The sequence below is a fragment of the Corallococcus sp. BB11-1 genome (genome assembly GCF_026626625.1).
GTDB classification, from domain to species: domain Bacteria; phylum Myxococcota; class Myxococcia; order Myxococcales; family Myxococcaceae; genus Corallococcus; species Corallococcus soli.
The window spans coordinates 570,163-583,094 of record NZ_JAPNJY010000001.1 but is presented as its reverse complement, the minus strand read 5'-3'; the positions used below and the strand labels follow the sequence as shown (position 1 = coordinate 583,094).

Sequence of the window (12,932 nt, the reverse complement as noted above, 5' to 3'; positions counted from 1 at the left end):
ATCCCGCCTCACTCAAGGCCAGTAATCATTCGATTCAAACCTGATGTCTTATCGAGAATCTGACTGGCAATACGTCTTAGAGCGTTCGTCAGAAGCTCTCTGCAATTTTCCATGGTGCCGCACCCCGTCGTTGCCCGATCCAAGCGTTCAAGAACAGTCTCGTGGTACTCCCGAGGGTGAGGTCCCTTGTGGCCCGGCACACGCACCTTGTTCGCCGGATCATCGAGTGACATCCCAGCCCTGTCGAAGATCTTCTGGAACTGCGGCGACCACGGTCCACCCCGGTTCGTGGCGCTCCACCACTTGTTCGAAGCGATGTGGTGCTCGTGTCCCTTGCCATCCACGCCACCCGAGACAGGAGGGCCTCCCTCTTCCCGCGCGGCCATCGCCATCGCGGTCGGTGCCAGGGCCAGGGTGATGACCCCATCCGTGGCCACCGCCACCGACTCCACCTGCGCCACCGCGCCCAACCGCACGCCGGCCTGCTCCGCCGCCACCACCGCGGCCTGTCCTGAGCCCGGGAGCACCGGCACCTTCGCGGCCAGCGTCTGCGCAGTGCTCCCCACCGCTGCCGTGGCCAGCATCACGAAGGCCCGCGCCGCGTTCTCTCCCAGCACCTCCCCGTACTGCTCCCCTGCGTCGCGCACCGCCTCGAAGCTCCTGGCCACCCGCACCTGCTCGGACAGCACCCGCCACCCACGGATGAGGTCCAACACCGTGTCGATGCCCAGGTAGCCAATCAGCACCACCGTCATCGCCGCCGCGACGCCCTTGGACACCGGCTCCGGCAGCGCCCACAGGCACAGGTAAACCGTCCCCGTCGCCACGACGGTGGCGAGCACCGCCTCCCGGTTCGTCATCCCCACCATCGCCTCGGCCGTCTCCTCCCACACCGAATCCAACGCGATGGCGAAGGCCAGCGTGCGCCGGGCGTCCTCATCCAGCGTCGGCCCCAGCTCCAACAATTGGAGACAGTCCCCCGGCGTCTGCTTGCGCTGGCACCACCGCCCGTAGGCGCTCGCCAGCTCCGCGTCCGCGCCGTCCTCCACCAGCAGTCGCCTGCGCGGAGGCTCCTCCAAGGACACCAGTCCCAGGCGCCCCCGCACCCGCGAGTACGCCTTCGAGGAGAAGGAGCCCGCGAACAGCCGGTACGCCTCCTCCGTCGGACGCGCGGACACCGGCGCATCCCCCGCCAGTGTCTTCACCGCCTCCGCGAACGCGCCCTCCGCCAACACCACCGGAGCGCTCTCCGCCCGTGGCGCATGGACGACAGGCGCGCCCTGCCCCGTGTCCAGTCGCACGACGCGCGCCGCCGAACACCCCGTGCCCAGCAGCACCAGCACCACGACAAGCCAGCTCCGACCCAGGGACACGCAACACCTCCAGCCGTCGGACGCGGACCGCGGACCGCCGCTCAGGGCGTGGGGGGCGGCGACAACGGAGTGCCCGCATCCTCCACCGCCGGCGCCACGTCGGGCACGCCTGCGTCCACGGTCCCCGCATCCGGTTCCGGAGCCACGACCGCCGGAGCCGGAGTCGTCACGCGCCCCGAGGGCACCACCGTCCTCCAGCCCGGCTTCGCGGCCCCCAGCACCGCCTCCTGCGTCTCCCCCGGAGGCACCAGCAGGTCCACCACCGGCGACTGAGAAGGGTCGCCCTTGCGGCCCCCGCCGAAGCGGTCGTTGACCGGCTCACCCGGCGCGATGCCCATCGCCATCAGCCCCGTGTTGCCCTCCGTGACGCCCCCGAACATCCCGCCCAATGACACACGCCGGTCGATGGACGCCCCCGTCACCGCGACGCCATATCCCCAGTCCGGCTGCGCATGTCTGCCCAGGAAGCGGTCGGGCACCTGGAACATCACGGTGCGTCCACTCACCTGGATGAGGGTGGGGAAGAACACGCGCGCCTCCAGGTCCTGTTCGGCCGCCGCGTTCAGCTCCGCCTCCACCTTGCCGCCGATGGGGCCCTTCTTCTCCTGGTACTCGCGCAGCGCCAGCTCACGCCAGTGCTTGCGCAGCAGCTCCCGCGCCTCGTAGGGGCGCGGCGTCAGCAGGATGGCCTTCTCCCACCCGGAGTCTGGCGACAAGGTGAGGTTGCGCCCCGGCAGCGTGTCCGTGCGCCCGGAGCCCGTCACGCGGTCCGTGTCCACATACAGGTCCACGTTGAACGTGTAGAAGCCGTGCCGCGCCCGGTCCGCCACCGTGGCGCCGCCAATGTCCACCGCCTGCGCGCGCGACGGCTTCGCGATGGGGTGCGCGAACGTCACCTCGAAGCGCGTCGCCTCTCCGTCCGCGAACGCCGCCACCGCCACCACGTCCAGGGCGCCCCGCCCCAGGTCCGTCCGGCGCGGGTAGAGCAGCTCCCCGTCGCCGACGTCATCCCCCACCGGGTCCTCCATGCGGAAGAGCAGCGAGTCCTCGCGCGTGCGCGCCCCGGAGCACGCGGCCAGGCAGGAGGCGAGCAGGAACGCGGACAGACCGCGACGGCGCAGGAGCACGGGACACCTCGAGCACAAGGGGGGAACGACCCTGGGAGGTGTATCGCGCGGTGCCCCAAACGCAAGGAGCCCGGAGTGCCTGTGCTCAGGCGCCCCGGGCTCCCCTGCATCCCACGGAAGGCCCGTCAGGGCCTCCGTGGGGGCGTGACTAGAACTGCGCCTTCATGAACGCCTTGACGCGCATGTGGTCGAAGTTGCGCTCTTCCAGGCTGTTCCAACCGCCGTTGCGGTTGGTGAAGCCGCGCGAACCCACCGCGACGTTGTGGTCCGCGGCGATGGTGTCGTCCGCGTACTGCGTCACGAAGCCGTCGCCGAAGTCGGGACGGAAGGTGCCGAACGCGTACTGGCCCTCCAGACCGAACTCCACGCCGGACAGGATGTAGCGCGCCTTCACGAGCAGCTGGTTCTTGTTGTGCTTGCCGGACGCCATCTCGTGGTTGTTGTAGGCCTGGAACGCCGTGTTGCCGTCCAGCAGGTCCGCGAAGAACTTGGAGTAGCTGGCGGACAGGTACAGGTCGTCCGTGAACTGGTAGCCGGCGCCCGCCGTGAACGTCGTGTAGTCCAGCACCCGGTCGTCGTCCGCCAGGTTGTCGAACGGCTTGAACTGGTAGCCCGTCTCACCCTGGCTGTTGGTGATGACGTTCGGGTTGCCGTACAGGCCGGAGGTGCTGTTGCCCGGGCTGTACTCGTTGACGAGCGAGTTGTCGCACGCCACCGAGCCGCCGGCGCACGCGCCCTGCTGGAACGGCAGGAAGCGCGGGTCGTTCATGCGCTTGTCGTTCTCATGGATGTACTTGAACTTGCCGAACACATCGATGCCCTTGAGCACGTCCACGACGTACTTGGCGCGCAGCGCGATGAGGTGCGTGCGCTTCTCCTGGAAGGGCTGGTAGGCCGTGCGGTAGTTGTGGCCCACGCCGGAGTCCAGCTCCGTGCCCGGATACTGGCTGTCGCCCAGCGCCTTGTCCGCGCTGCCGTACGCCTGCCAGTTGGTGTTGTAGGTGATGAAGGAATACTCACCGCCCAGCTCCAGCGCGCCGTTCGTGTAGACCGGGTTCGCCGTCGCGCCCTTCCAGCCGATCGCCGTCTCCGCGAAGGGCTCGTCGAAGTCCGTGAAGTCGTTGTCCACGTTGATGGTCGCCACCTGCTGCGACTCGCTGGACCAGCCGCCGTAGCCAATGCGCGTGGGGTTGCCCTTGTAGACGCCGTAGGAGGCATTGGACGGGCCGGGGAACGCGAAGCTGCCGTCGTGGCCTTCCGTCAGCAGCACGTCCGCCTCACGGCGGCTGGCCATCACCGCCACGTAGTCCGCGCCGATGCTGAAGAGCTGGAAGTTCAGCGACAGGCCCACGTCCAGCGGGTCGTTGAGCGACGCGTTCAGCATGTACGTCTGGTCCGTGTGGTGACCGGCCAGCACCGCGCTGTAGCCACCCACGCCGAAGCTCTTCGGCGTCAGGATGGGGTCCGCGTTCGAGTACGACGTGTACACGGCGCCGCGCACGTCCAGCCACGAGCCCATGTGCAGGCCGGCCTTCAGGCCGCCCACGCCGTTGCGGTAGCGCGGCGTCAGGTCACGCCCGTCATCCAGGTTCGTGTCCTCCGCGCGCACCTCCTGGTCGTTCGCGTACTGGAAGATACCCCCCACGTCGAACATCTCCGACGGGGTGTACCTGGCCTGGAAGCCGTAGGCCGCGTCGCGCGCGTGGAAGGCGCCCGTGCTGAAGTTCGGGCCGGCCCAGAGGCGGGGCAGGGAGATGCGCGCCGCGTCCCAGGTGAGCTTCCGGTCCAGGTTGGAGCCCTGGATCATGATGGCCGCCGCGTTGTCGCGGTCGATGTAGCGCACCCGGCCGATGACGAACGGGTCGAACTGGCCCAGGTCCGTCGCGCCGATGAGCGCCGAGTCGATGAGGTAGCCCGGACGCAGCGTCACCGACATGCCGCGCAGCTTGATGTACTGGTTGGAGCGCGGATCAAACTCGCCGCAGTCGCCGTTGAGGCAGGGGCCCGCCGCGTTGCCGCCGAAGCCGCCGAAGTTCGTCCAGAAGTTCTGGTTGAAGCGGCTGTGGATGCGGCCGTTGACCTCCACCTGCGGGGAGATCTTCGCGTTGAGCAGCAGCTCCAGCTCCGTGCCGATGCCGTTGTCGCCGTAGCCCTCACCGGGCACCGTGGAGAAGTTGTAGAGCGCGCCCTGGTCCCGCTGGTTGCCCCAGAGGTACTTGGTATAGGTCGTGCCACCAATGGTGAGCTTGGGGCCGCTGTCCTGCGCCATGACCGCCCCGGGAACGAGGCCGGCCGCAACGGAGAGCGCACACGCTCCCCGCACAACAGTCGTACGAATCTTCATGATGTTCGGAAAACCCTTCTCGAAAACGTGAGTCTGAGGGGGGTCATCCCCTCTCCCGGGGCCACCGCGGTGCTTCCGCGGCGGCCCTTCCCGTGTCGCATCAAACCTTGAAACAGACCGCTTTTGAACAGTCCGCCGGTTACTTCGTCGGCGTAGCGGTCGTCGGCGCCGGGGCCGGGGCCACCGTCGTTCCAGCCGGAGCGGCCGGCGTGGGCGCGGGCGCCGGGACCGGGGCGGCAGGCGCCGGAGCGGCGGGGGCCGGGGCGGCAGGGGCCGCGGCGGCGGCGCCACCCGAGGCGGCGGGGCGCTTCGGGCCGGACACCATCTTCAGCGTGGCCTTCTTGGTGGACGAACCATCCGGGCCGCACTCGTAGGCGAGCATGTCGTACTGCGCCTTCGCCTCGGAGGCGTCGCCCTTGCCCTCGCCCGCCAGCGTGTCAATCACGTGCGGATCGCAGTCGAAGTCGGTGCCGCCGCCGAAGCGGTGCTGGCCCTCGTACTCGTTCACGCGGCGCGTGAGCAGGTCGTTGCCGGCCGGGAAGCCCTCGTTGGACTGCATGACGACCTGGAAGCCCCAGGTGGACGGGTCGCTGTCGGCCAGGTCCGCGTTCATCACCGTGGCGGTGATCTTGTTGCCGGAGGCGCGCACCTTGGTGGGCACCACGATGGCGCTCTTCATCGCGCCCGCCTTGTTGTTGGCCTCCGCGCGCACGCGCGAGGAGCCCTGCGGCGAGATGACGACGACCTTCTCCCAGGCGTCCGCCGGAGCGAAGGCCACGTTGAGGCCCGGGGGGCTGTCCGTGAAGCCGCTGCCCGTCTTGTGGTCGGTGTCGATGAAGAGGAACACCTCCTGCACGGAGAACCCGTCCGTCATCTTCCAGGGGTTCTCCACGGACGCCTTCAGCTGGATGGTGATGTCCGTCTTGTTGCCGCCCTTGTCGACGGTGACGCCGGTCAGGTCGAAGGAGCCCGCCTTGTACACGGGGTCCGTCGGATAGGTGTACTTGCCCGGGCCCTTGTCGTCGCCGGTCGGGTCCTTGAAGGACACCTTGTCGGCCAGCGCCGGGGACGCCACCAGCGAGGCGGCGAGCGTGAGGAATGCAATGCGGGGGTTGATGATCATGGGGGTGATGGCTCCTTGCAACGACAGACGGGGAACTGCGGATGACCGCGACTAACCCTTCACGCCACCGGCGGTGAGCCCGGAGACGAGGTACTTCTGGAGGAACAGGAACAGGAACACGACGGGCACGGACACGATGATGGAGCCGGCCGCGAAGTAGCCCCACTGCTGGCTGAACCCTCCCACGAAGAAGCGCAGGCCCACGGGGGCCGTGTACATCGTCTCCTGGTCCATGAACGTCGCGGCGAGGATGAACTCGTTCCACGCCGTCATGAAGCTGAAGAGCGCCGTCACCGCCACCGCGGGCTTGGCCAGGGGCAGGATGACGCTCCAAAAGATGCGCCCCACGGACGCCCCTTCAATCAGCGCCGCCTCCTCCAGCTCCTTGGGGATGGTGTCGAAGTAGCCCTTGAGCATCCACACGCTGAACGGGATGGACGTCGTGGCGTACACGATGATGAGGCCCAGCCGGCTGCTGCCCAGGCCCAGCCACTGCACCAGGATGATGTAGAGCGGGATGAGCATCAGCGTGCCCGGGAACATCTGGGACACGAGGAACGCCATCATGCCCGCGCGCTGGCCGGGGAACTTGAAGCGGCTGAAGGCATACGCCGCCGTGCACGCCAGGAACACGCCCACCACCGTGGTGCCAATGGAGATGATGGCGCTGTTGAGCATCCACCTGGCGAACGGCTGGTCCGTCATCACCGACGCGAAGTTGGAGACGGAGAACTGCTCCGGCCACGGCGTCACCGCGCGCAGCCGGTCCCAGAAGTTGGGGTTCTCCGGCAGCGTGGCGATGGCCAGGCTCTGCTTGCCGGAGAACGCCAGGCTCACCACCCAGAGGATGGGGTAGATGGTGAAGAGGGTGAAGGCCACCAGCACGACGTGCAGGGGCGCATGGGGGATGCCTTCGCGACGTTCAGAGAAGAGCGCCATGGGGTTTACGCGGCCTCCGTGGCGCGGCTCATGCGGTTCTGCACCATGCTGTAGATGAGCAGGATGCCGAAGATGACGGTGGAGTACGCCGCCGCGTAGCCGTGGCGGTAGCGCTCGAAGGCGAACTTGTACGCCTGCGTGACGAGGATTTCGGTGGAGCCGCCCGGGTCTCCGCCCGTCACCAGGAAGATGATGTTGAACATGTTGAAGGTCCACACCACCGACAGGATGATGGCCGGCACCAGCGCGGGCTTCAGCGCCGGCAGCGTGATGGCCGTGAACTGCTGCCAGCGATTGGCCCCGTCCACGCGCGCCGCTTCGTACAGCTCCCCGGGGATGGACTGGAGCGCGCCCAGCGACACCACCATCATGAACGGGAAGGACAGCCAGCCGTTGGTGGCCAGCGCCGTGAAGAAGGACGACAGGGGCGAGTCGAACCACGCCAGGCCCTCCCCGCCGAACATCCGGATGACGTGGTTCACCACGCCGAACTGCTGGTGGAACATGCCCTTCCAGATGAGCGCGGTGATGTAGTTGGGCATGGCCCACGGCAGGATGAGCAGCACCCGGTAGACGGGGCGCATCCGGAGGTTGGGCACGTTGAGCGCCAGCGCGAGCAGCAGGCCCACCGTCACGCCGATGGTCACGTTCGTCACCGTCCAGAGGATGGTGAACAGCAGCGTGTAATAGAAGTTCAGGTAGTTGAAGACCAGCGAGCCGTCCGCCGCCGTCTTCGCGAAGCTGAAGTCGCCCAGGATGTCCGTGTAGTTCTTCAGGCCAATCCACAGCTCCGACAGCGGCTGGCTGCTGTTGTAGAGGTTGGCGTCGGTGAACGACAGCGTGATGCCGTAGGCGAAGGGGAAGAAGACGAGCAGCACCATCCCCACCATCGCCGGCGCCACGTAGGCGTACGCCTGCCGGAACTCCACCGCCGTCGCCACCGTGCGGTGCAGCGCGCCCATGCCGATGAAGAGCAGCACCGCCAGCCCCAGCACGCCCAGCGCGCCCAGCGCCTTGCCCGCGTCGCCGCGCACCCGGGCGCCACGCTCCGCCAGCTTGCCCGCGTCCGGGACGCCCGCGTCCGACAACTGGCCCAGCGGGCGGCGCATCGCGTCCGCGTCCCACACGCCGGGCTTCAGCAGGGGCTCCGCGCTGAGGCTGTGCGTGGCCATCAGCTTCTCGGCCGTCTGGCCGCGCGTGAGCAGCTCCGCGCTCACGGCCTCTTCCGTCTCCCGCAGCTCCGCGTCCAGCGTGCGCAGCGAATAGACGGTGTAGCCGCCCAATCCGGCCGCGAACAGCACCGCCGCCACCGCCACGCGCGCGCCCTGGCGCGACAGCGCGAACACCGCACCCGCGCACGCCGCGAGCGGCAGCAGGAAGGCCAGCAGCGCCGGGCTCCAGGAGATGGGCTCCGCCTCCGTGAGCACCGGCGTGAACCACTCCACCGACCCCACCACCTGCCCTTCCACCTCCACCGGCGCGGAGAGCAGCCGGCCGCCGGAGGGCAGCGTCTCCGACTCCACCTCCACCTTGCGCGCGCCGCCCTCCTCGCGGTTCGTCTCCACCGCGGCGCGCAGGCGCTGACCGCGGTCGTACAGCGGCTTCTCTTCACGCGCCAGCCGGCGCGGCGCCGCCTTGTCGCCGGTGTCCTCCGGGAAGGTGGACGCCTCCAGCTTGATGCCGCTGAAGGCGATGACGCGCGCGGCGCCCCCCTGCGTCCGGGGCCAGCCGGCGACGACGGCACCCACCGCGTCGCCGGTTCCTCCCGCGCGCTGCACCAGGTCCGTCAGGCCCAGCAGGGCCACCACGGACTTGCGCTGCGCGCGCTCCGCACCGCGCTCCGCCTGGGCACGGACCAGCAGCCCGTGCGCCAGGGCCAGGGACAACCCCAGCGCGAGCGCGAGCCCCACCAGGACACGCCCCCGCTTGCTTCCCCCGGAACGGCCCGTGGCCCCCGGGTCGGAGGGGGCCGTCGCGTCGTGATTCGCAGGAGCGCGGACCGTGCTGGCCGCGGAAGGGGGCTGCTGGGGGGCGTTCTGGCTCACTTCAGGTCCTCACTTACTTCTTGGTGCGCAGGCCCGCGACGTCCTTCGCCACGCTCTTCTGGGCCACGTCCAGCGCCGCCTTCGGCGTGGCCGTGTTCTTGAGCACGGAGTTCATCGCGCTGGTCGCGGGGGTCCAGACCATCGACATCTCCGGCACGTTGGGCATGGGGATGGCCACGTCCACCTGCTCCTTCATCGCCTTGAGCAGCGGATCCGCGGTCACCTTCGGGTCCGCGTACACCGCGTTGTTCGCCGGGCTCTGACGGCCCTCCAGGGCCAGCGTCCTGCCCGCGCCCACGTCCGTAAGGAACTTCGCGAAGTCGTACGCCGCTTCCTTGTTCTTCGACGGGGCGGCCACGTACACGCCCTCCACCGTCATCCAGGGCTTCATCGGCGTGCCCTTGTTCTCATCCAGCGTGGGCAGCTTCGCCAGGCCGAAGTCCACGCCCTTGGCGACCTCGCCCAGGAACCAGGGGCCGGAGAACACCATCGCGGCCTTGCCTTCGTTGAAGAGCGACGTGATGAGCGCGCTGGAGGGCTCCGCCGGCAGGATGCCGTCCTTCTTCCACTTGAGGACCTGCTCCACCGACTTCACGTTGGCGGGCGAGTTCATCGTGGGGGTCGTCTTCGCGTCGAACACGCCGCCGCCGAAGCCGTTCATCACCGCCGCGTGGTAGTAGAAGTCGCCGTACGCGTACGCGAGCCCGAAGCGGCCCGCCTTCGCGTCGGAGAGCTTCTTCGCCATCGCCACCATCTCACCGGACGTCTTGGGCGGCGTGGGGACCAGCTTCTTGTTGTAGATGAGCGTGATGACCTTGTAGTTCAGCGGCAGGCCGTAGGTCGTCCCGCGGTAGACCATGGCCTCCATCGTCGTGGGGATGAAGCGCTTCTTCGTCGCGTCATCCAGGAAGAAGTCGATGGGCTCCACCGTGTTGCCCGCTTCAATCCAGCCGCCCAGGCGGTCCTGCGCGAAGATGAAGAGGTCCGGGCCCTTGCCGCGCGGCACCGTGGCGGAGATCTTGTCCGCGTAGGCGTCGTACGGCACCGCCAGCGTGGTGACCTTGACGCCCTTGGCCTCGTTGGCCTTGTTGTACTCGGCGACCACCTTCTCCAGGGCGGCCTTCTCCTCCGCGCGGTAGGCGTGCCAGAGCACCAGCTCCGTGGCGGCGAAGGACGGGACGGGCAACAGGCCGACTGCGCACAGACAGAGGGCCGCGATCAGCGTTCGCAGGTTCGTCATGGGGAAATTCCTCCGGGATATCAAACGGACAGACGCAGCTCGGATTCAGCGTCGAAGAGGTGCAGGGACTCCAGCTCCACGGCCACGGGCACGGTGGCGCCCGGCTCCGGGGTGGACTGGGGCGGCAGGCGGAAGACCAGCGGGTTGTCCCCCAGCCGGGCGTGCACGATGAGCTCGTTGCCCAGCGGCTCCACCAGCTCCACGCGCGCCTCCACCGGCGCCGTCTCACCGCGCGCCGCCGCGCCCGCGGGCAGGATGTTGTCCGGACGCAGGCCCACCTTCACCTTGCGCCCGCCCTTGCCCGCCGTCGCCGCGCGCAGGCGCTGGGCCACGGGCAGCCGGAAGCCCTCGCCCACCAGCGCGGCGCCGTCCGCGTCCAGCGTGGCGGAGAGCATGTTGATGGGCGGCGTGCCAATGAACTGCGCCACGAAGACGTTGACCGGCTTCTCGTAGACCTCCAGCGGCGTGCCCAGTTGCTGGAGCTTGCCGTCCTTCATCACCGCGATGCGGTGGCCCATCGTCATCGCTTCAATCTGGTCGTGCGTGACGTAGACGGACGTCACCTGGAGCCGGTGCTGGAGCTTCTTGATCTCCGAGCGCATCTGCACGCGCAGCTTGGCGTCCAGGTTGGACAGGGGCTCGTCGAAGAGGAACACCGCCGGCTTGCGCACGATGGCGCGCCCCAGGGCCACGCGCTGGCGCTGGCCGCCGGACAGCGCCTTGGGCTTGCGGTCCAGCAGGTGCGTGATGCCCAGGATCTCCGCCGCCTCGTCCACCAGCTTGTCCATCTCCGGCTTGGGCGTCTTGCGGATCTTGAGGCCGAACTCCAGGTTCTGCCGCACCGTCATGTGCGGATAGAGCGCGTAGTTCTGGAACACCATGGAGACGTCCCGGTCCTTGGGCGGCAGCGCGTTCACCGCGCGCGGACCAATGGAGATGGTGCCCCCTGAAATCTCCTCCAGGCCGGCGATCATCCGGAGCGCCGTGGACTTGCCGCAACCCGACGGCCCCACGAGGACCATGAACTCATGGTCGCGGATATCGAGGTTGAGCCCCTCGATGACCGACACGTCCCCGTACCGCTTCGCCACGTCCTTGAACGACACGCCGGCCATCAGGCCCTCCAACAAGAGCCCCGCTCGCGCCGACGACGACAGCAGCACGTCCGGGTCAGGTTCTGCGCGCCCTGCGAGTGCCTCACGGCACGCGCCCGAGGATGCGCGCGGACAGCGGCTCCAACGCCAGCTCCAGCGTGGCGCCCGCCTTCGTCCGCCCTCCGTTCAGCAGATCCTCCACCTCCGCGACGCCCGTCCAACCCTCCGGCCACTTCACCGAAGCCGCGCCCCGCGTCTTGCCGCGGTTGATCGCCACCACCACCGTGTCACCCGAAGCCGCGTCCTTGCGCTGGAAGACATACACATCGCCCTCCGTGGACAGCGCTTCGTGCGAGCCCCGCGACAGCGACGGGTGCGCACGGCGGATGGAGATGAGGCGCTTGTAATACTCGCGCAAAGCCTCGTCGCGTTTCTTTCCGGCCCCCGGCTTCACCGCCTGCTTGCCCCACGGCATGTCGCTGCGGTTCTGCGGCCAGTCACCGCCGGCGCGGCCCACTTCCTCGCCGTAATAGATGACCGGGATGCCGGTGGTGGTGAGCTGCAGCGCGGCGGCCAGCCGGAAGAGCGACATGTCGCCCTTCAACTGGTGCAGCGCCCCGACCACGTCGTGCGACGACAGGAAGTGCGCCAGGTGATGCCCCGGCGTCACCTTCCCGCGCGACTGGAGGTAGCGGTCGAACGCCACCGCGCGGCCACGGCCCTGCAGGAAGCCCAGCGTGTTGCCCACGAAGGCGAAGTCGAACCCGGCGTCCATCTCATCCGGGGTGAAGTACGGCGCCAGCGACTCCACGTCGCCGCCCCACAGCTCGCCCAGCAGGAAGAAGTCGGGGCTCACCTCCGCGCGCGTGCGGCGGCGGTGCTCCTTCCAGAAGTCGTGCGCCACGTGCTTCACGGTGTCCAGCCGGAAGCCGTCCACGCCGGAGCGCTTCGCCCAGTCCAGCTGCGCGTCCAGCAGGTACTTCGCCACCTCCGGCACTTCGGTCTTGAAGTCCGGCAGGCCCGCCACGCACGACGTCAGGTCGTCCTGGCCGCAGGTGTTCTTGTCCTCGGAGCGCAGCCAGTCCGGCTTCTCCTTGAGGTAGCGCGAGTTGTAGCCCGGGTGGTTGTAGACGACGTCCAGGAGCACGCGGATGCCGCGCGCGTGCGCCGCGTCCACCAGCGCCTTGAAGTCCGCCTCCGTGCCGAAGCGCTCATCCAGCGCGTGGAAGTCGTCCGCCCAGTAGCCGTGGTAGCCCCAGTCCGGGAAGCCCGCGCCGGTGACGAACCCGGGGATCTGCTTGAGCAGCGGCGTCACCCACAGCGCCGTCACGCCCAGCGAAGACAGCTCGTCCAGCTTCCCGGTGAGCCCCTTCAGGTCCCCGCCGTGGAAGGTGCCTGGCGCCTTCGTGTCACCCTTCTCGTTGTTCGTGGGGTCGCCATCCGCGAAGCGATCCACCACCACGAAGTACAGCACCTCGTCCGCCCAGGACCGCGCGGGCTCCTTCGGGGCGGCCGGGGGCGCGGCCTGCGTCGCCCCAGCCGCGGGAGCGGGCGTCACCGGGGCGGTCACGGCGGGCTGCGTCGGCGCGGCCTCCGTCGCGGGTCGGGTCGGTGTCTCCGGGGCCGTGGCGCACCCCGCCAGACACA

The 12,932-nt window shown here is 68.8% G+C and carries 9 protein-coding genes; all 9 read right to left on the bottom strand.

Going from position 1 to position 12,932, the window contains the following annotated elements; all coding sequences use genetic code 11:
* Positions 1-8 precede the first annotated feature (8 nt).
* A complete protein-coding gene (locus tag OV207_RS02515; protein ID WP_267552262.1) occupies positions 9-1,373 on the bottom strand; it encodes an AHH domain-containing protein in 1,365 nt (454 codons plus the stop codon).
* A gap of 41 nt (positions 1,374-1,414) precedes the next feature.
* Entirely contained in the window at positions 1,415-2,500 is a 1,086-nt protein-coding gene (locus OV207_RS02510; RefSeq protein WP_267552260.1) for a glucodextranase DOMON-like domain-containing protein, read from the bottom strand.
* Positions 2,501-2,648: 148 nt separating this feature from the next.
* The gene (locus OV207_RS02505; protein ID WP_193346193.1) at positions 2,649-4,769 is read right to left on the bottom strand and encodes a hypothetical protein; all 2,121 of its coding nucleotides are present in this window, start codon (positions 4,767-4,769) and stop codon (positions 2,649-2,651) included.
* 214 nt (positions 4,770-4,983) lie between these two features.
* Positions 4,984-5,967, bottom strand: a complete 984-nt coding sequence (locus tag OV207_RS02500; RefSeq protein WP_267552257.1) for a glucodextranase DOMON-like domain-containing protein — start codon at positions 5,965-5,967, stop codon at positions 4,984-4,986.
* Positions 5,968-6,018: 51 nt separating this feature from the next.
* The gene (locus OV207_RS02495) at positions 6,019-6,906 is read right to left on the bottom strand and encodes a sugar ABC transporter permease (RefSeq protein ID WP_267552256.1); all 888 of its coding nucleotides are present in this window, start codon (positions 6,904-6,906) and stop codon (positions 6,019-6,021) included.
* Positions 6,907-6,911: 5 nt separating this feature from the next.
* Positions 6,912-8,816 carry a carbohydrate ABC transporter permease gene (locus OV207_RS02490; RefSeq protein WP_267552254.1) on the bottom strand — a complete coding sequence of 635 codons (1,905 nt, stop codon included), beginning with the start codon at positions 8,814-8,816 and terminating at the stop codon, positions 6,912-6,914.
* A gap of 148 nt (positions 8,817-8,964) precedes the next feature.
* Positions 8,965-10,191: an extracellular solute-binding protein gene (locus tag OV207_RS02485; protein WP_267552252.1), complete on the bottom strand. Its 1,227-nt coding sequence runs from the start codon at positions 10,189-10,191 to the stop codon at positions 8,965-8,967.
* 20 nt (positions 10,192-10,211) lie between these two features.
* Positions 10,212-11,306 carry an ABC transporter ATP-binding protein gene (locus tag OV207_RS02480; RefSeq protein WP_267552250.1) on the bottom strand — a complete coding sequence of 365 codons (1,095 nt, stop codon included), beginning with the start codon at positions 11,304-11,306 and terminating at the stop codon, positions 10,212-10,214.
* Between the two features lie 82 nt (positions 11,307-11,388).
* Entirely contained in the window at positions 11,389-12,855 is a 1,467-nt protein-coding gene (locus OV207_RS02475; RefSeq protein WP_267552248.1) for an alpha-amylase family glycosyl hydrolase, read from the bottom strand.
* Positions 12,856-12,932 lie beyond the last annotated feature (77 nt).